This is a genomic window from Naumannella halotolerans (genome assembly GCF_004364645.1).
GTDB classification, from domain to species: Bacteria; Actinomycetota; Actinomycetes; order Propionibacteriales; family Propionibacteriaceae; genus Naumannella; species Naumannella halotolerans.
In genome coordinates this window covers 335,776-354,252 of the sequence record NZ_SOAW01000001.1, presented here as the reverse complement: position 1 = coordinate 354,252, position 18,477 = coordinate 335,776, and the positions used below count along the sequence as shown (strand labels likewise).

The following is an 18,477-nucleotide window of genomic DNA, read 5'->3' as shown; positions in this document are numbered from 1 at the left end:
GATGGCCGGGCAGAACTGGCCGGACCTGCTGACCCAACTGGTCCGGGGTACGGATCTGTCGCCCAGCGACGTCGAGTGGGCGATGTCGGAGATCCTCGACGGCGCCGCCACCCCGGTGCAGGTTGCCGGGTTCGCCGTGGCCCTGCGGGCCAAGGGTGAGACCGTGGCCGAACTGCGCGGACTGGCCGACACGATGCTGTCCCGAGCGACTCCCGTACCACCGGTCGGGGAGGCCGTCGACGTGGTCGGCTCCGGTGGTGACCGGGCGAACACGGTGAACATCTCCACCATGGCCGCGGTGGTCGCCGCGGCGGCCGGTGCCCGGGTGGCCAAGCACGGCAACCGGGCCGCGTCCTCGGCCTGCGGTACGGCCGATGTGCTGGAAGCGCTGGGCGTGAACCTGGATCCCGGCCCGCAGGCCCATGCCGGGTTGCTCGAACAGGTCGGCATCACCTTCTTCTTCGCCGCCGGCTACCACCCGGCATTCCGCCATGCCGCCCAGGCGCGCCGGGAACTGGGGGTGGCCACCTCGTTCAACCTGCTCGGCCCGTTGACCAATCCCGCCCGTCCGAGCGCCCAGGCCGTCGGCATCGCCGATCGACGCTTCGCTCCCCTGGTGGCCGGGGTGATCGCCGAGCGCGGACACCGCGGATTGGTGTTCCACGGCGGGGACGGTCTGGACGAACTCACCACCACCACCAGTTCGACCGTCTGGGTGATCGCCGACGGGCAGGTCACCGAGACCACCCTCGACCCGCTCGACCTGGGACTCCCCCGCGCGAGTCCCGACGACCTGGTCGGCGGCGAACCGGCGCTGAACGCCGAGATCGCCCGCCGTACCCTGGCCGGCGAGCCGGGTCCCGTGCGCGACATCGTCGCCCTCAATGCAGCCGCTGCGCTGCTGGCCTTCGCCGGGCCGGATCCGCGTTCTCCGCTGGCCGAGCAGTTCCGCCCGCACCTGGCGCGAGCCGTCGAGGTGATGGAGTCCAGTGCCGCCAGCCGGCGCCTGGTCGACTGGGCGAGGTTGTCGCAGGAGTCGTCGCCGGCCTGACCCAGCTGTCACCCGCCGTCCCCACCTCGGATCCCGCGTCGAGACACGGCAGACCAGCTCGGCCGAAACCAGCCGTCCGCTGCGGTTGACCGACCCTTTCGGGTGGGCGACGGGCAACCCGGCGGAGTGGGGTCACAGCGGGGTTCTTCCGGCCGCGAAAATGATTCGGTAGACATGGACCATGCAACAGGTCAAGGGAGTAGTGACCCGCGCCAAGGGCGAACCGGTCACGATCGAAACCATCAACATTCCCGATCCGGGCCCGGGTGAGGCCGTCGTCGACATCCAGGCATGCGGCGTCTGCCACACCGATCTCCACTACCGTCAGGGCGGGATCAGCGACGACTTCCCGTTCCTGCTCGGCCATGAGGCCGCCGGCGTCGTCGAATCGGTCGGCGAGGGCGTCACCTCGGTCGCCCCCGGCGACTTCGTGATCCTCAACTGGCGAGCCGTCTGCGGGGAGTGCCGGGCCTGTGAGCGCGGTGAGCCGTGGTACTGCTTCAACACCCACAACGCGCAGCAGAAGATGACCCTGGAGGACGGCACCGAGTTGGAGGCGGCGCTGGGGATCGGCGCCTTCGCCGACAAGACCCTGGTGGCCGCCGGACAGTGCACCAAGGTCGATCCGAGCGCCCGGCCGGCTGCGGTGGGGCTGTTGGGCTGCGGCATCACGGCCGGACTCGGGGCGGCGATCAACACCGGCAACGTCGGCCGGGGCAAGAGCGTCGCGGTGATCGGCGTCGGTGGCGTGGGCATGGCCGCGGTGGCCGGTTCCGCACTCGCTGGGGCGTCCAGGATCATCGCCGTCGACATCGACGACGAGAAACTCGGCTGGGCCAAGAATCTCGGCGCCACCCACACCGTGAACTCCAAGAAGGAGGACGCGGTGGAGGCCATCCAGGCGCTCACCGAGGGCAACGGCGCCGATGTGGTGATCGACGCCGTCGGCCGTCCGGAGACCTGGAAGCAGGCGTTCTACGCTCGTGACCTGGCCGGCACCGTGGTGCTCGTCGGCGTACCCACCCCCGAGATGAAGGCGCCGGAGATGCCGCTGCTGGACTTCTTCAGCCGCGGTGGCGCCCTGAAGTCGAGTTGGTACGGCGACTGCCTGCCGAGCCGGGACTTCCCAATGCTGGTCGATCTGTACCAGCAGGGACGACTCGATCTCGATGCCTTCGTCACCGAGGAGATCGGGCTCGACGAGATCGAGGCCGCCTTCGACAGGATGCACAGCGGCAAGGTGCTGCGTTCGGTGGTGGTCCTGTGAGCTCCGATGTCCGGGTGGACCGGACCGAGACCTCGGGTACGTTCAGCCTGGACGGGGAGACCCACCAGGTGGACAACAACGTCTGGGTGATCGGCAACGACTCCGAGGTGATCGTGCTGGACGCCCCGCATGACGTCGACGCGATCCTCGAACTGGTCGGGGACCGTACGGTGAAGGCGATCATCTGCACCCACGCCCACGACGACCACGTCCGCCACGCCCCCGAACTGCGGCAACGGACCGGCGCCCCGTTGTACCTGCATCCCGACGATGCACCGGTGTGGGAGCTGACCCATCCCGGTGTCACCTGGGATGTCGACCTGGCCGACGGCGACCGGATCGAGATCGGCGACACGGCCCTGCGGGTGATCCACACACCGGGTCATGCTCCGGGCGCGGTCTGCCTGCTGCTGGAGTCCAGCGGTGAACTGTTCTCCGGTGACACCTTGTTCAACGGCGGCCCGGGTGCAACCGGCCGCTCGTTCTCCGATGCCGATCTGATCGTGGACTCGATCAGGGCGAAGTTGTTCGCCCTGCCCGACGACACCGTGGTGCACACCGGCCACGGCCCGGACACCACGATCGGGGCGGAGAAGGCCAGCATCGGCTGATCCCCGACCGACCGGGTGATCGGCGCGGCCTCGGCTCAGGCATCACCCGGTTGGTCGAACATCCACGGCACGCCGAAGCGGTCGACGAAGGCACCGTACCGATCGCCCCAGGGAGCGATCTCGAACGGCATCTGGATCTCGGCACCCTGGGTCAACCGGTCCCAGTAGGGACGCAGATCCTCCTGATCGCTGGTCAGCGCGACCGAGATCGCGTTGCCCATCCGCGAGGAGGCCATCCCCGGCGGGGTGTCGGCTGCGTAGAGGGTCAAGCCGATCTCTGAGACCACTGCCCCGTGCATGACCAGCTCCGCGACGGCCGGGTCGTCGGCCATACCGCTGGCACCGAAGGACAGTATGTCCAAGGTCCCACCGAGGCCCTCGTGGTAGAACTCCAGCGCCTGGCGGGCTTCGTCGCGGAAGTTCAGGTACGGGTTGAGTCGAGTCACCATGGCCCCATCCTCCCCTGTCGGGTCCGGAGCGGGAAGTGGTCGACGCCGCGCGCCCTGCTCAGCGGCCGATCGCCGCCCGCAGGTCGGCCACGGCCCATCGCCGGTCGAAGAGCGTCGGGTCGCCCTCGTCGCGTTCCTGCAGTAGCTCGATCAATCTCACGTAGTCGGCCAGCGAGAGCTCCCGCAGGAGCGCCAGGAGTGCGGCTGCCTCGCCGGTCGCCGGCCGTACCGGTGCAACCAGCCGGTCGTGCAGTTCGACCACCTGCTCGATCATCGCCAGATGCCGCCGGCCGGGGTCGACGGAGGGGAAGTTGGTGGCGGCGAAGTCCTCGGTGAACACCATCGGTACGGTCGCCAGCCCCGCGGCGCCGGTGCGTTTGGCCAACTGGATCAGCAGTTCGACGTCGAAGGTCTCGTTGAACGACGACAGCTCCGGCAGCACCGGGACCAGCGCGGCGGCGTCGAAGGCCTTGAACCCGGCCTGGGTGTCCAGGACATGGGCCAGGTCCGGGATCAGCAGTGCCCGGACGAAATGGCGGAACAGGATGATCAGCTTGTCCGGTTTGCCACCGGTGCTCCGCGGTTCGGTGCTGGGGCCGTGCTGGTTGACCAGCACCGCGTCGTCCATGCCGTAGCGCTGGCCGAGTCCGGCCGCGGCGCCTTCCAGGATCGGCGCGGCGAGGGATCCCAGCTGGGCCAGGTTGGCCGACAGATCCGCGTCGGTGTAGGCCACGATGTGCCGTCCGGAGGTCGGGCCCTGGTCGATCGCGGTGGCCATGGCGGCCAGGACCGAACCTCCCTTGCGGGACTGTGCGGTCGAGCTGAGGGCATCGAAGGCGGGGCTGAGCGGTGTCTGCAGCGGGTTCTCGCCGGCGATCACCGCGGCGAGTTCGATCACCGCGACGCTGCGATGGCCGCGTTCGGGGTATCCCTCGGTGGCGATGATCTGCCGCAGCTTCTCGGCGCTGGAGGGCCGGTCGGGGCAGCCGTCGTCGCAGGCGATCAGGTTCCAGGTGACTGTCGGTAGGTCGGCGGTCAGCCAGTCGAGTTGGCGTACCTTCTCCCGGCAGAAGTCCTCCCCGTGCGGATGTTCGCTGCGCGGCACCATCCGGCCGGTCTCGCCGTACATCGCGAACACCACGCTCAGGCGTACCGGTTCCTCCCCGAGTGCGGCGGTGAGCAGCCGCCGGGACCGTGCCCCAGCCCGGGCCTCGGCCAGCACCGACGGGTTCTCCTCGACCGGGGTCCGGCCCGCCAACAGGGCATCGGCCGCGCTCAGCACCGCTCGGTTCTGTGCGGAGTCGGTCAGGTCACGCGCGGGTTCCACACACGACAGGATGACACCTCGGTGCCGATGCCGGGGTGTGTTCGGGGGTCCTCGTGAAAGCCCGCCGTCCGGGGTGGTCACCGCTGCGCGTTCGACGGGGTCTCGTGGGACTATGTGGCCGTGCGTTTTCTGAACACTCCGCAGCATGACCTGACCTACAACGACGTCTTCCTGGTCCCGTCGCGCTCGACAGTCACCTCCCGGCTGGACGTGGATCTGACCAGCACCGACGGGCTGGGCACACCACTGCCGATCGTGGCCGCGAACATGACCGCCGTCTCCGGGCGCCGCATGGCCGAGACGATCGCCCGGGCCGGCGGGATCGCGATCATCCCCCAGGACATTCCGACCGATGTGGTCGCGGCGACCATCGGCAAGGTGAAGGCCTCGCACACGGTCTTCGACACCCCGGTGACGGTGGACCCGAAGGCGACCATGGGCGAGGTGATCAACCTGCTGCCGAAACGCAATCACGGTGTGGTCCTGGTGGTCGCCGACGGCTTACCGGTAGGCGTGCTGACCGAGGCCGACACCCAGGGTGTGGACCGGTTCACCCAGGCCAGGACGGTGATGAGTGAGGAGATCGTGAAGGTCTCCCCCGCCGACTCGCCGCGAGTGATCTTCGACCAGCTGGCTGCGGCACATGCCGACTACGCGGTCGCCACCGATGCCGAGGGCAAAGTGCTCGGCGTGATCACCCGCAAGGGCGCGTTGCGGGCGGCGATCTATCCCCCGGCGCTGGATCCGCAGGGGCGGCTGATGATCGGTACCGCGGTCGGCATCAACGGTGATGTGGCGTCCCGTGCCGAGGCGTTGTTGCAGGCCGGCACCGATGTGCTGGTGGTCGACACCGCCCACGGACACCAGGACAAGATGATCGATGTGCTCGGCCAGGTCCGGCAGGTACGCGACCGGGTTGCCCCGGGTACACCGCTGGTCGCCGGCAATGTGGTCACCGCCGAGGGCACCCGGGAACTGATCGAGGCCGGTGCCGATGTGGTGAAGGTCGGCGTCGGCCCGGGGGCGATGTGCACCACCCGGATGCAGACCGGGGTCGGTCGCCCGCAGCTGTCGGCGGTCCTGGAGTGTGCCGCGGCGGCCAGGGAGCTCGGCAAGTCGATCTGGGCCGACGGCGGTGTGCGGCACCCGCGCGATGTCGCCCTTGCCCTGGCCGCGGGGGCGGGTTCGGTGATGGTCGGGTCCTGGTTCGCCGGTACCCACGAATCCCCCGGGGATCTTCAACTTGCCCCGGACGGTCGGGCGTACAAGGAATCCTTCGGCATGGCCTCGGCGCGGGCGGTGAAGAACCGGACCAAGGACTCCTCGGGTTTCGAACGCGCGCGAGCCGGTCTGTTCGAGGAGGGCATCTCGTCGTCGCGGATGTTCCTCGACCCGGAGCGTCCGGGGATCCAGGATCTGCTCGACTTCATCACCTCCGGGGTACGCAGCTCCTGCACCTACGCCGGCGCCCGGACCCTGCCCGAGTTCGCCGAACGGGCCGTGGTCGGCATCCAGTCACCCTCGGGGTACGAGGAAGGGCGTCCGCTGCACAGCAGCTGGTGATCCCAGGGCCCGACTCTCGTCCGTTCCGCAGCACCTGCACCCAAACGGGACTCACCAGATGGCGCTCGGCCTCTATCGGGCGCTGCAGGAGGCGGGCCGGTCGATCCCGGAGGACGTCAGTGTCGTCGGCTTCGACGACATCCCCGAGTGCCCAGCCCTCGCCTCGGCCCCCCGTTGACCACGGTGCATCAGGACTTCACCACGGTGGGCCGGTTGTGTGTCGACCTGCTCCTCCAGCAGGTCGACCACCCCACTGCGCATTCCGCTGCTCGACACCTGGTCCCGACCAGCCTGGTCGTCCGGGCCAGCACCGCCCCGGCTCCTGCGGCGTAGCTCCGAGACGCCGTACCCACAACCGGATCGGCGCACCGAAACCGGAGTTTCGGTGCGCCGAGTGCGGCAGGACTGGGCCCGTACCGGTCAGTGCTTGTAGTCGCCCACGTAGTACTGGTAGATCCAGCCGAACAGTGCCCACAGGCCGACGGCCGCACCCAGGATGCTCAACCACCAGCCGTAGACCGGGCCGAGCACGAAGACACCGGCTGCCAGCGAGCACCAGAACGGCCAGATGCTGCTCGGGGGGAAGAAGCCGATCACACCGGCGCCGTCCTCGATGGTGGCGTCGACGTCATCCTCCAGCGGTGTGCCGATCGACTTCAGGGTGATCAGCAGGTAACCCCAGATCATCACGCACATCAGCAGCGCCATGATCAGTGCCACGGTGCCGACGATCTCGTGGGAGAGGAACCAGTAGACGATGGTGGCGACGAAGATGAAGATCGCCACGCCGCCGAAGGACCAGGCTGAACTCTTCACTCTTTGTCACCTTTCACAGCGGACTTCGCGAGGGTCTCCGGTGCCGGATCCTCATGTTCGTCGACGGATTCCACCTCCGGGTGATGCAGGTCGAACGCGGGGTAGCGCGAGCGGATCCGCGGCAGCGAGGTGAAGTTGTGCCGCGGCGGCGGGCAGGAGGTGGCCCACTCCAGCGAGCGTCCCCAGCCCCAGGGATCGTCCACGGTCACCTTCGGCGCATTGCGGGTGATCCAGACGTTCCAGATGAACGGCAGCATGCCGATACCCAGCAGGAAGGAGCCGACGGTCGAGATCTGGTTCAGCAAGGTGAAGCCATCGGTCGACAGGTAGTCGGCATAACGCCGCGGCATTCCCTCGGCACCGAGCCAGTGCTGGACCAGGAAGGTGGTGTGGAAGCCGATGAAGATCAGCCAGAAGTGCAGCTTCCCGAGGCGCTCGTTGAGCATTCGACCGGTCAACTTCGGCCACCAGTAGTAGAAGCCGGCGAACATCGCGAAGACGACGGTGCCGAAGACCACGTAGTGGAAGTGCGCGACCACGAAGTAGGAGTCGGAGACGGCGAAGTCCAGCGGCGGGGTGGCCAGGATGACGCCGGTCAGACCGCCGAACAGGAAGGTCACCAAGAAGCCGGCCACCCACAGCATCGGGGTGTCGAAGGAGACGCTGCCGCGCCACATGGTGCCGATCCAGTTGAAGAACTTCACACCGGTGGGTACGGCGATCAGGAAGGTGGTGAAGGCGAAGAACGGCAGGTTCACCGCTCCGGTGACGAACATGTGGTGGGCCCAGACCGCCACCGACAGCGCGGCGATCGACATGGTCGCAGCGACCAGACCGATGTAACCGAAGACCGGCTTGCGGCTGAACACCGGGATGATCTCGGTGATGATGCCGAAGAACGGCAACGCGATGATGTAGACCTCGGGGTGACCGAAGAACCAGAACAGGTGCTGCCACAGCAGCGGGCCGCCGTTGCCGGCATTGAACACCTGCGCCCCCATCACCCGGTCGGCCAGCAGCATCAGGAAGGCCGCGGCGATGATCGGGAAGGCGATCAGGACCAGGATCGAGGTGACGAGCACGTTCCAGGTGAAGATCGGCAACCGGAACATCGTCATTCCCGGTGCCCGCATGGCGACGACGGTGACGATGAAGTTCACCGCGCCGAGGATCGAGGACAGGCCCACCAGGTAGAGGCCGACCAGCCACAGGTCGCCGCCGTAACCGGGTGAGTTGATCGCATCCGACAGCGGCGGGTAGGCGAACCAGCCGAAGCTGGCCGCGCCTGCCGGGGTGAGGAATCCGGAGATGGTGATCAGGCCACCGACCAGGAAGACCCAGTAGGAGAAGGCGTTCAGCCGCGGGAAGGCGACGTCGGGTGCACCGATCTGCAGCGGCATGATCGCGTTCGCGAAGGCCGAGAACAGGGGCGTCGCGAACAGCAGCAGCATGATCGTGCCGTGCATGGTGAAGAACTGGTTGAACGTCTCGTACTGCATGAACTGCAGTCCGGGGCTGAACAGCTCGGCCCGGATGGCCAGCGCCAGCAGACCACCGATGGCGAAGAAGAACAGACAGGTGACGAAGTACATGTTGCCGAGCAACTTGTGGTCGGTCGTGGTCAGGATCTTCATCGCCATCGACCCACGGCCGCGTTCGCGCAGGGCATCGGGGGCGAGGTCGTTGGTGACCCGGGCAGTGGTCATGTTGTCAGCCGCACTCATTCGGTGGCCCCCTCTTCCTCTTCTGCCGGGATGGTGGGCGTTGCCACACCGACCGTGCCGCCCATGGCCCGACCGGACTGGCCGCGTTCGATCAGTTCGTCGAGGTAGGCCTGGTACTCGGCCTCACTGACCACCTCGATGTTGAACAGCATCGCCGAGTGGTACGTACCGCACAGTTCGGCGCACTTGCCGGCGAAGGTGCCTTCGGTGGTCGGGGTCAGCTCGAAGCTGTTGTGCCGGCCCGGGATCACGTCCAGCTTGAAGTAGAACGACGGCACCCAGAAGGAGTGGATCACGTCGGGCGAGCTGAGGTTGAACTTGACCTTCTGGTCGACCGGCAACTTGAAGGTCGGGGTCTGTTCGATGGTTCCGTAGTCGTAGGCGACCGGTTCACCGTTCTCGTCGATGTAGTTGAACGTCCACGACCACTTCTGACCGACCACGTCGACGGTGACCTCCTGGTCGTTGTCGGCGGCCAGCACCCGGTTCTGGGTGGTGAGGGTGTAGTAGAAGAGCACGCCGATGATCAGGAACGGCACCAAGGTGTACATGATCTCCAGCGGGAGGTTGTACGTGGTCTGCCGCGGGACGTCGTTCTTGGACTTGCGCCGGTAGGCGGTGAAGGCCCAGATCATCAGGCCCCAGACGAGGACGCCGATGGCCAGGCTGGCCACCCACGCTCCGACCCACAGGTCACCGATGTACTCGGCGCGATCGCTGGCACGCTCGGGGAGGCCGAGGTAGCGACCCTGACCCGGTCCGCCGGTCCCGCCGGCACAACCGGCGAGTGCGAGCAGGAACAGCGACACGGTGCCACCGAGGGCCAGCCGGACACCCCGTGGGTGCAGTCGGCGCGGGGAACTATGACTCACGGTCGTAGATTAACGCATTCCCACGCTGCTGCCAGCCGCAGGTGCACCTCAGTCCGGCGGGTCCGACAACGAGAAATCCCCGGACAGCACGGGCTGTCCGGGGACTCGTTCGCGCTCGATGCGCAGATCACAATTGGGTATCGGTGCGAGCCTCAGTGGAAGCTGTCGCCACAGGCGCAGGATCCGGTCGCATTCGGGTTGTCGATGGTGAAGCCCTGCTTCTCGATGCTGTCGACGAAATCGATCGTCGCACCCATCAGGTACGGCAGTGACATCCGGTCGGTGACGACATTCACACCGTCGAAGTCACGGACGCTGTCACCGTCGAGCTGACGCTCGTCGAAGAAGAGCTGGTAGCGCAGACCGGAGCAGCCACCGGGCTGCACCGCGATCCGCAGCGCCAGATCGTCACGGCCCTCGGCCTCCAGCAGGGACTTGACCTTGCCCGCCGCAACCTCGGTCAGCACCACACCGTCCGATACCGGCGCGTCAGTCGCCTGATCTTGAACCGTCATATTCCCTCCGAGGAACTTCGATGCCGCACCCCACTTCCGGGGCACCACGGTCCACACAGTCTAAGCAGCCGCGGCCACTCCCCCAAACGATCTCGCCCCGGATCGTCGAACGATCAGGTATCAGGATCCCGACTCCTCCGGCGGATCGACTCCCCCGGCCCGGGATCACCCGCGCCAGCTGCGGGCCACCCGCCGCGCCAGCCTCTGCAGGTCGACTGCACCCAGCTCGCCCGGTTGCGCGTTCCCCAGCGCCGGCGCGGACGGCCGAACGGCGTGGGCCGCCTCCACACCGAGGGCACGCATCTCCCGGTTCCCGATCTGCACCGTGTCGGCGATCACCAGTACCGGGATCAGCAGGTCACCGGCCCAGGCGGTCGCGGCGGCGAGTACCTCCCCACCACGGGAGGCGAAGTCGAGGCTGTCGCAGCCGACCACCACCAGGTCGGATTGCCGCAGGCTTTGCTCGAGACCGGCGAGTCGTCGGATCGCCTCCGGACCGGTGGTCGGCTCCGCACCGAGCGCCAGCAGTGAGTAGGCGAAACCACAGGCCCCCGAACCGGCGGCCGATGCCGCCTCGGGCACGCCTCCGGCGGCGGTGAGGGCCGCGGCGAACCGCTCGATCGCGGCATCGGCGGCCAGGATCGCGGCCGGGTCCATTCCGGCCGCCCTGCCTCGCTGCGCACTCAGTCCGCGCAACCCGAGCAGATGCGGGTCCCGCTCGGCGGTGGGAACGACGAGGATCAACTCGAGACCGTCGAGCAGTGGGCGTACCCGCCGAAGATCGATCCGATCGATCTCGGCGAGGGCTGTCGTACCGGCGCCGAGTTCGCCATCGGCCAGCGCCCCGAGGCCCCGCAACAGTCCGGCTCCGGCATCGTGGGCCGCTCCCGGGGTGATCGCCAGGATCAACCGCTGCGGCCGGTCGTCCTCGATCACGGCCCGGATCGCCCGACCGATCGGTTCGGAACTGGCACCCGGGCACCAGACCTCCTCACCCGAGGCTGGAGTCGCAGTGACCACCGCCGTCTGCGCTGTCCGCAGAACCGTGATCACCGGGGCCGCCGAATCGTCGGCGACCGCAGCCACCGACAGCTCCACCCCGGGACCCAGCAGATCGGCCAGCGCACGGTCGAATCCGAGTCCGGCGCCAGCCATCGGTACGGCAGCCAGTTGTGCCGCGGGATCGGCTTCTCGCCAGCCGGCGGCGATCGCCTGGGCGGAGTCGTCGGCGCTCAGCGCGCCGACGGTCCCGCTGACGACGAGTACCCGCACGGCACTTCCGCCTCACCCGCTGTCCGGCGCCTCAGGCGTTGGGGATCAGCCCGTCATTGCTCTCGTCGAGCAGGGCGCGTACCTCGTCGAGGCTGGCATCGGCGGCCGGGATGATCAGATCGGATTCGACCAGTTCATCGTCGGCGACCGGGCTGGAGGCTTCGATCACCGCGTCGTGCAGGGACTTCAGCGCATCGGCCAGACCCGCCTGATCGGCCGAGGCGACGGCCTTCTCGATCGCGTCGTCGAACTGTTCCAGCTGGGCGAAGGTGCTGTCGGGGAAACGGAACTGGCCCTCCCCCACGATCCGGACGATCATCGCTGACCCTCCTGAGTGCTCCCACCCTCGGTCGGGTAGGCCTCGAAGACCTGCTGCCCCTGGGTGTTGCTCTGCGGCGCCTGCTGGGCCGATCCCTCGATGGCCTCGCGGTTGGCGCTGCTTCCGCTGAGTTCGGCCTTCATCGCGGCCAGCTGGTTCTCCACGTCGGAACCGGAGGACAAGGCCTCCAGCTCGCGGGAGATGTCGTCCTGCCCGGTCTGGGTGGGATCCTCCAGGGCACCGCTGGCGATCAACTCGTCCACCGCACCGGCCCGGGCCTGCATCTGGGCGGTCTTGTCCTCGGCCCGCTGGATCGCCAGCCCGACATCGCCCATCTCCTCGCCGATACCGGTGAAGGCCTCGTTGATCCGGGTCTGAGCCTCGGCGGCGGAGTAGGTGGCCTTGATCGTCTCCTTGCGGGTACGGAAGGCGTCGACCTTGGCCTGCAGCCGGCGACTCGCCGCGACCAGCTTCTCCTCCTCGCCCTGCAACTGCGCGTGCTGGGTCTGCAGGTCACCCAGCTGCTGCTGGATGGCCGACTTGCGGGTGAGTGCCTCGCGGGCCAGATCCTCCCGGCCCTGCTCCAGCGCCGCCTTGGCCTGACCGTTGAGCTTGTCGATCTGACCGTTCAGCTGGTTGGCCTGCAGTTCGACCCGCTTCCGGGAGGTCGCCACATCGGCAACGCCGCGGCGCACCTTCTGCAGCAGTTCCAATTGCCGCTGGTAGGAGTAGTCCAAGGTCTCGCGTGGATCCTCGGCCTTGTCCAGCGCCTTGTCGGCCTTGGCGCGGAAGATCATCGACATGCGCTTGAATACGCCGCTCATTACGTGCAGGGTCCTTCCGTTTTCAGGCCGCGGGCACGGCCCGTACCGGACCCAGCCTATGCGCACCACCGGGCATCGGGTAGGCCGGCGCCGTTCTCGGTCCTAGAATGGGGGCTTCACCGATGCGAAGATCAGGTGAATCACCGAGTTGCGGCCCTCGGCCGCGCCCAATCAGGAGGACCCCGGGTGCCACTGTTCCGCCCCTACCAGCCCAAGGACCGCACCGAGGCCGCGGGTGCCGACGTACGCCGGGCAACGCGCTGGGACGATGCGCCGGCCACCGGGGCCGAGGTCGACACCTCCACCGAGCCGGAGTCCGGGGCGGCGAAGACCAAGCAATCCGCTACGGCCGCGACGAGCGCGACCACCCCAGCAGCGACGACCGCATCGTCGACCGACAGCATCGAGCGGTCGACCCGGGAGAAGAACCGGCCCACCCGCACCCGGAAGGAGGCCGAGGCGGAGCGGCGCGCGAAGGCACGACCGAACCTGAGCAAGAAGGAAGCCCGGCGCAAGGTCACCGCCGAGCGCCGTGAGGTCCGGATGCGGGAGATGGCCGAACGCGACAACACCCCGGAGAAAAAGCTGCTGCGCGACTTCTTCGATTCCCGGTGGAACCTGATGGAGTTCCTGCTGCCGGCGCTGCTGGTGATGCTGGCCGGTTCCATGCTGGCCAGCGCCCTGCCCGCGGCCTCCACGATCAGCCTGATCGTGATGTATGCGTTCCTCGGTCTGTCACTGCTGGACTTCTGGCTCGCCTGGCGCCGGTTCAAGGCATTGCTGGCGGTACGGATGCCGCGCAGCACCCCGAAGGGACTGCTGTTCTACGGCGTGAACCGGGCGATGCAGATCCGCCGCCTGCGGATGCCGCCGCCGGAGGTCAAGCGCGGCGAGAAGATCTGAGCCGAGACCGCAGTCGACGGCCCGTTGTTGCTGGACCCGTACCCAGACTCACCGATCAGGCCGACGCGTTCCCCGGCGCCGCGCGTCCAGTCCTCGCCGGACGGGTCAGCGGACCGACGGCTCCACGAACGGCGGTTTGGTGATCTCGAACTCGGCGGTCCGTCCGCGGATGTCGACACCGACCTGCCCCTCGGTCACGGCGGCGTCGATCAGGGCCAGTCCGATGCCGGTCCGCAGGGTCGGCGAGAAGGTGCCGGAAGTGACCGTACCGATCACCTGAGCATCGGCATCGAGTACGTGCATACCGGGTCGGGGAATCCCCCGTCCGAGCGCCCGCAGACCGCGCAACACCCGTTGCGGTCCTGCCTCCTTCTCGGCCCGCAGCGCGGCATGGCCGATGAATTCCGGCTTCTTCCAGCCGACCGCCCAGCCGACCCGTGCCTGCACCGGTGAGATCTCGGGGCTGAGATCCTGACCGTGCAGCGGGTATCCCATCTCGGTCCGCAGGGTGTCCCGGGCGCCGAGGCCGGCAGGCAGCAGCCCGAACGGTTCTCCGGCGGTGATGATCGCATCCCAGACCTTGACCGCCTCGGCGGCCGGGACCACCAGCTCGTACCCGCGCTCACCGGTGTAACCGGTCCGACAGACCGTCAATTCGGTGCCGTCGAAATCAGCCGACTCCCAGGACATGTAATCGTGCCCGGTCGGCAGGCCGACCGCCTGCAGCACCTCGTCGGACTTCGGGCCCTGAACCGCGATCACCGCGAAGTTGCGGTGCTGGTCGGTGACCGTGATCTCCGCCGGCGCGGCTTCACTGAGCACCCGGACCACCTCGGCGGTGTTCGCCGCGTTCGGGATCAGGAAGATCTCCTCGGGCGAGCGCAGGTAGGCGATCAGGTCGTCGACGACTCCCCCGTCAGGGGTGCACAGCAGCGTGTACTGGGCCTGGCCCGGCCCGATCTTGCCCAGATCGTTGGTCAGGCAGCGGTTCACGAACTCCACCGCGCCGGGCCCGATCACCGTCGCCTTGCCGAGGTGGCTGACGTCGAAGACACCCACCACCTCGCGGACCGCCTTGTGCTCGGCGACGACCCCGCTGTACTCCAGCGGCATGCTCCAACCGCCGAACTCGGCGAATTTCGCCCCGGCCTCGACGTGTCGCTGATGCAGCGGGGAGGTGAGCAGTTCGGGCTCGGAACGGTCGGCATCGGTGGGCGCGCTCATGGGCCCACACGTTAGCCTGAAAGCAACGGTGCGGGCCGAAAAGTGATCCCGCGCCGTCGACAACCCTGAGGAAGGACCTCGATGCCCGTGCCCACCCTGCCCTCGATCGAATTGGTGAAGGCTGCCCCCAAACAGCTCGACGTGTTGATCATCGGCGCCAGAACCGGCCCGGACGGTCTGACGTTGCTCGGTCTGCCCGATGCGCTGGCGAAGACCTTCGGCAAGGGCTTCGGCGGTCCGCAGGCCTTTGCCGCGGCGCTGGGCGTCACCGGCAAGCTCGAGCAGACCACGGTGCTGCCCGGTGACGGGGTACGGGTGGTGGTGGTCGGTCTCGGCGAGGAGGACTCCGACGACTACGACCTGCGACGGGCGGCCGGTGTCGCGGTGCGTACCGCCGCCGGACTGGCCGGCAGCGATCCACTGGACCTGGTCCTGGCATTGCCGAGCAGTGATCCGGCCGACATCCGGGCGATCGCCGAGGGCGCTCTGCTCGGGGCCTACACCTTCCGGCCGATCAGCGCGAACGAGAAGCCTGCCGCGGTTGCCTCCATCTCCCTGGTCGGCTCCGGACGAGGGGCGGCCGAGGCCGTCACCGAGGCGACCACCCTGGCCACCGGCGTCGCCCGCGCCCGCGAGTGGGTGAACACCCCGGCCAACCTGCTCTACCCCGAGACCTTCGCCGCCGAGGCCAAGGAACTGGCCAAGGGAGCCAAGCTCACCGTCGACGTCCTCGACGACAAGCAGCTCGCCGCCGGCGGGTACGGCGGGCTGACCGCGGTCGGTGGCGGCTCGGCCCGTGGCCCCCGGCTGATCCGGGTCGCCTATTCACCCCGGGGGGCCACCCAGACCCTGGCCCTGGTCGGCAAGGGCATCACCTTCGACTCCGGCGGCCTGGACCTGAAGCCGGTGGAGGGGATGTACACCATGAAGTGCGACATGGCCGGCGCGGCAGCGGTGCTGGCCGCGGTACGCACGATCGCCGACCTGGGCCTGAAAGTGAATGTGATCGCCTACGCCGCCTGCGCGGAGAACATGCCGTCGGGATCGTCGTACCGGCCCAGTGACGTGTTGACGATCTACGGCGGCAAGACCGTCGAGAACGGCAACACCGATGCCGAGGGCCGGCTGGTGATGGCCGATGCACTCGCCCGGGCGACCGAGGACAAGCCGACCGCACTGGTGGACGTCGCAACCCTGACCGGCGCGGCCGTCGTCGGACTGGGCGACACCGTGGCCGCGGTACTGTCCCCGGAGGAGAACCTGGTGGACGCCGTGATGGATGCCGCCGACGAGGCCGGTGAGCTGTTCTGGCCGCTGCCGATCACCGAGGAGGCCCGCGGCAAGTTGACCGACTCGCAGGTCGCCGATGTGAAGTCGACCGGCGACCGGGCCGGTGGGGCGCTGACCGCCGCGGCGTTCCTGGAGCACTTCGTCGGTGAGACCCCCTGGGCCCACCTGGACATCGCCGGACCCGCGTTCGTCACCGGCGGGGCGAAGGCGCACATCGGAACCGGCGGGACCGGGTTCGGTGTGACCACCCTGGTCGAGCTCGCGCGGTCGATGGCCGACTGACCTGGATCATCTGGCCTGCAGGGTCGTTCCCCTGCCCTGCGACGGGGTCGCTTGACCCGCGACGGGGTCGCTTGACCTGTGACGGGGTCGGTGCTGCGGCACCGGCCCCGTTCGCGTACCCGATGGTCGAAGCGAGAGCTGGTCGAGGGCAGAGTTGGGCGCGGACAGGGCTGGGCGTAGCCGGAGCCGGTACAGAGCTGGGCGAAGCCGGGGTGGTGCAGGGGCACCGCTGACCTGGCTCCAGTTGCTCCGATCTGCCGGGAACGCGTCGAAATCTCGATCTGGAGCCACACCAGCGGTGTTCGGTCGGCGCGAGCGCCCTCAGCCCTCGGGCCGAAGCTTCTGTCGGCGGTTGTACTCGCGCAACCGCTGCGGATAGCCGCTGACTTCGGCATTGAAGTACGGCACCGATGCGCTCGCCGCCCATTTTCGGGCCCAGGCCTCGTCCGGCACCGGCCGGCGGGTCGACTCCCCGTCACCGGCGACCAGCAACAGCGACAACCGGTCCAGCACCGTGGCAGGTTCGAGGAAGGCCTCCACGCCGATCCGGCTGGCAGCGAAGGCCTGCAGGTGCGCCTTCGCCGCCTCGGTCTCGGCGCGACGCTCGGCACGGCTGCGGTTGTCGACCGGTCGGCGCCGTCTGAACAAACCCATGGCGCAATTATGGCCCGCCGCCGCGGGATCGGGACGACCCAGCATCGACCTGCTCGGAACGGGCTGCGAAGATCGTTGCATGAGCACCGATGCCGCCTCCGAGGACCGCCGGTCCAGCCATGACCTGATCGTGCTGGGAGCAGGCAGCGGCGGGTACGCCTGTGCCCTGCGGGCCGCCGAACTGGGCCTGTCGGTGGCCCTGGTCGAGCAGGACAAGGTCGGCGGCACCTGTCTGCATCGCGGTTGCATCCCGACCAAGGCCTGGCTGCATGCGGCCGAGGTCGCCGACACGGTACGCGAGGCGGACCGGTTCGGCATCGGCGCCGAACTCGGTGCCGTCGACGCCGCCGCGATCGGCAGGTACGCCGACCAGGTCGTCTCCCGGTTGTACAAGGGTCTGGCCGGGCTGATCGGCAGCCGGCGGATCGAGAACGTCCTCGGTCACGGTGTGCTCGAAGCCGGCCCCGAGACCACCCCGGTGGTACGCGTGGGCGACCGGGTGCTGCAGGCCCCGTCGATCGTCCTGGCCACCGGATCGGCGCCCCGCAGCCTGCCGATCGTGCCGACCGACTCCCCTTCGGTCGTCGACAGCGACGGACTGCTGGCCGCCACCGACCTGCCGGAATCCCTGATCGTCCTCGGCGGCGGGGTGATCGGCACCGAGTTCGCCAGCGCCTATGCCTCCCTCGGGGTGAAGGTGACCATCGTGGAGGCACTCGACCGACTGCTCGCCGCCGAGGAGCCCGAGTCCTCCGCGATCCTGGAGCGAGCGTTCCGCCGCCGCAGGATCGAGGTCCTCACCGGACGCGGAGTCGAATCGGTCGGGGCCGACAGCGACCGGGTCGAGGTGCTGATCGCCGGCGGCCGGAAGGTCGTCGCCGATCGGCTGCTGGTCGCGGTCGGGCGCCGACCGGTCACCGAGGATCTCGGGTTCGCCGAGGTGGGCATCGGCTTGGACAGCGGGTTCGTGAGCACCGATGAACGGTTGCGCACCACCGTCGACGGGGTGTGGGCGGTCGGAGACATCGTGCGCGGCCCCCAACTGGCGCATCGCGGCTTCGCCCACGGCATCTTCGTCGCCGAGGAGATCGCCCACCGCCGAGGTTTGTTGCCCGAGGCACCCCCGGTGGTGGTCGACGCCTCGATCCCCCGGGTCACCTATGCCAGCCCGGAGGTCGCCTCGGTCGGGCTCGGCGAGGCGGCGGCCCGGGCCGCCGGGGAGGTGGAGACCTTCACCTACGACCTGGCCGGCAACGGCAAGTCGCAGATCCTGCGTACCAGCGGTCAGGTGAAGCTGGTCCGGCGCAAGGACGGGCCGGTGGTGGGCATCCATCTGGTCGGCGACCGGGTCGGCGAGCTGATCGGCGAAGCGCAGTTGATCACCGGCTGGGAGGCCTGCCCCGAGGACGTCGCCCCGCTGATCCACGCCCACCCGACCCAGGGTGAGGCACTCGGAGAGGCCCACCTGGCGCTGGCCGGCAAACCCCTGCACGTCCATGGCTGACTCCGTCGGC

Annotated in this window: 20 protein-coding genes; 9 read left to right on the top strand and 11 right to left on the bottom strand. The window is 68.6% G+C overall.

The window, feature by feature from the left end; all coding sequences use genetic code 11:
• Window position 1 precedes the first annotated feature (1 nt).
• The 3 genes from trpD (at window position 2) to CLV29_RS01685 (ending at window position 2,929) form a co-directional block, all read left to right on the top strand.
• Window positions 2–1,051, top strand: a complete 1,050-nt coding sequence (gene trpD / locus CLV29_RS01695) for an anthranilate phosphoribosyltransferase (RefSeq protein WP_133753352.1) — start codon at window positions 2–4, stop codon at window positions 1,049–1,051.
• Between the two features lie 181 nt (window positions 1,052–1,232).
• Window positions 1,233–2,318, top strand: a complete 1,086-nt coding sequence (locus CLV29_RS01690; RefSeq protein ID WP_133753351.1) for an S-(hydroxymethyl)mycothiol dehydrogenase — start codon at window positions 1,233–1,235, stop codon at window positions 2,316–2,318.
• On the top strand, window positions 2,315–2,929 hold the full coding sequence (locus CLV29_RS01685) for an MBL fold metallo-hydrolase (RefSeq protein ID WP_133753350.1): 615 nt from the start codon (window positions 2,315–2,317) through the stop codon (window positions 2,927–2,929). The genes CLV29_RS01690 and CLV29_RS01685 overlap by 4 nt, the downstream gene beginning before the upstream one ends.
• Window positions 2,930–2,964: 35 nt before the next feature.
• Here the strand turns inward: CLV29_RS01685 and CLV29_RS01680 are convergent, their stop codons facing one another.
• Window positions 2,965–3,378, bottom strand: coding sequence for a VOC family protein (locus CLV29_RS01680; RefSeq protein WP_133753349.1), 414 nt, complete (start codon window positions 3,376–3,378; stop codon window positions 2,965–2,967).
• Window positions 3,379–3,436: 58 nt separating this feature from the next.
• Window positions 3,437–4,705 carry a glycosyltransferase family protein gene (locus CLV29_RS01675; RefSeq protein WP_133753348.1) on the bottom strand — a complete coding sequence of 423 codons (1,269 nt, stop codon included), beginning with the start codon at window positions 4,703–4,705 and terminating at the stop codon, window positions 3,437–3,439.
• 120 nt (window positions 4,706–4,825) lie between these two features.
• Between CLV29_RS01675 and CLV29_RS01670 the strand changes: the two genes are divergently transcribed.
• Genes CLV29_RS01670 through CLV29_RS17150 form a run of 3 tightly spaced genes read left to right on the top strand, consistent with a single transcriptional unit; the run spans window position 4,826 to window position 6,601 of the window.
• Window positions 4,826–6,268, top strand: coding sequence for a GuaB1 family IMP dehydrogenase-related protein (locus CLV29_RS01670; RefSeq protein WP_133753347.1), 1,443 nt, complete (start codon window positions 4,826–4,828; stop codon window positions 6,266–6,268).
• A gap of 58 nt (window positions 6,269–6,326) precedes the next feature.
• The gene (locus CLV29_RS17155) at window positions 6,327–6,446 is read left to right on the top strand and encodes a substrate-binding domain-containing protein (RefSeq protein WP_208292713.1); all 120 of its coding nucleotides are present in this window, start codon (window positions 6,327–6,329) and stop codon (window positions 6,444–6,446) included.
• Entirely contained in the window at window positions 6,416–6,601 is a 186-nt protein-coding gene (locus CLV29_RS17150; protein ID WP_392508304.1) for a substrate-binding domain-containing protein, read from the top strand. Before CLV29_RS17155 ends, CLV29_RS17150 begins: the two co-directional genes overlap by 31 nt.
• 87 nt (window positions 6,602–6,688) lie before the next feature.
• On the opposite strand, the gene CLV29_RS01660 is transcribed toward CLV29_RS17150, so the two are convergent.
• The 7 genes from CLV29_RS01660 to CLV29_RS01630 form a co-directional block, all read right to left on the bottom strand.
• Window positions 6,689–7,084 (bottom strand): cytochrome c oxidase subunit 4, encoded by a 396-nt coding sequence (locus CLV29_RS01660; RefSeq protein WP_133753346.1) that lies wholly within the window; start codon window positions 7,082–7,084, stop codon window positions 6,689–6,691.
• Window positions 7,081–8,724: an aa3-type cytochrome oxidase subunit I gene (gene ctaD, locus CLV29_RS01655; RefSeq protein ID WP_243831846.1), complete on the bottom strand. Its 1,644-nt coding sequence runs from the start codon at window positions 8,722–8,724 to the stop codon at window positions 7,081–7,083. Before ctaD ends, CLV29_RS01660 begins: the two co-directional genes overlap by 4 nt.
• Window positions 8,725–8,804: 80 nt before the next feature.
• On the bottom strand, window positions 8,805–9,680 hold the full coding sequence (gene ctaC, locus CLV29_RS01650; RefSeq protein WP_243831663.1) for an aa3-type cytochrome oxidase subunit II: 876 nt from the start codon (window positions 9,678–9,680) through the stop codon (window positions 8,805–8,807).
• Between the two features lie 152 nt (window positions 9,681–9,832).
• A complete protein-coding gene (locus tag CLV29_RS01645) occupies window positions 9,833–10,195 on the bottom strand; it encodes a HesB/IscA family protein (protein WP_133753345.1) in 363 nt (120 codons plus the stop codon).
• A 165-nt stretch (window positions 10,196–10,360) separates the two neighbouring features.
• A complete protein-coding gene (locus CLV29_RS01640) occupies window positions 10,361–11,467 on the bottom strand; it encodes a glycerate kinase (protein ID WP_133753344.1) in 1,107 nt (368 codons plus the stop codon).
• A gap of 31 nt (window positions 11,468–11,498) precedes the next feature.
• Window positions 11,499–11,786 carry a PspA-associated protein PspAA gene (gene pspAA / locus CLV29_RS01635; RefSeq protein ID WP_133753343.1) on the bottom strand — a complete coding sequence of 96 codons (288 nt, stop codon included), beginning with the start codon at window positions 11,784–11,786 and terminating at the stop codon, window positions 11,499–11,501.
• Window positions 11,783–12,610 (bottom strand): PspA/IM30 family protein, encoded by an 828-nt coding sequence (locus tag CLV29_RS01630; protein ID WP_133753342.1) that lies wholly within the window; start codon window positions 12,608–12,610, stop codon window positions 11,783–11,785. Before CLV29_RS01630 ends, pspAA begins: the two co-directional genes overlap by 4 nt.
• A gap of 186 nt (window positions 12,611–12,796) precedes the next feature.
• Here CLV29_RS01630 and CLV29_RS01625 point away from each other — a divergent pair, with 186 nt between their 5' ends.
• Window positions 12,797–13,513: a DUF3043 domain-containing protein gene (locus CLV29_RS01625; protein WP_166649095.1), complete on the top strand. Its 717-nt coding sequence runs from the start codon at window positions 12,797–12,799 to the stop codon at window positions 13,511–13,513.
• Window positions 13,514–13,618: 105 nt separating this feature from the next.
• On the opposite strand, the gene gcvT is transcribed toward CLV29_RS01625, so the two are convergent.
• Complete coding sequence (gene gcvT / locus CLV29_RS01620) at window positions 13,619–14,737, bottom strand: glycine cleavage system aminomethyltransferase GcvT (protein ID WP_133753340.1); 1,119 nt, start codon at window positions 14,735–14,737, stop codon at window positions 13,619–13,621.
• 81 nt (window positions 14,738–14,818) lie between these two features.
• Here gcvT and CLV29_RS01615 point away from each other — a divergent pair, with 81 nt between their 5' ends.
• On the top strand, window positions 14,819–16,309 hold the full coding sequence (locus tag CLV29_RS01615) for a leucyl aminopeptidase (RefSeq protein WP_133753339.1): 1,491 nt from the start codon (window positions 14,819–14,821) through the stop codon (window positions 16,307–16,309).
• Window positions 16,310–16,630: 321 nt separating this feature from the next.
• On the opposite strand, the gene CLV29_RS01610 is transcribed toward CLV29_RS01615, so the two are convergent.
• Window positions 16,631–16,963 carry a hypothetical protein gene (locus CLV29_RS01610; protein WP_133753338.1) on the bottom strand — a complete coding sequence of 111 codons (333 nt, stop codon included), beginning with the start codon at window positions 16,961–16,963 and terminating at the stop codon, window positions 16,631–16,633.
• A gap of 79 nt (window positions 16,964–17,042) precedes the next feature.
• Here CLV29_RS01610 and lpdA point away from each other — a divergent pair, with 79 nt between their 5' ends.
• Entirely contained in the window at window positions 17,043–18,467 is a 1,425-nt protein-coding gene (lpdA, locus tag CLV29_RS01605; RefSeq protein WP_133753337.1) for a dihydrolipoyl dehydrogenase, read from the top strand.
• The last annotated feature ends 10 nt before the right edge of the window (window positions 18,468–18,477 follow it).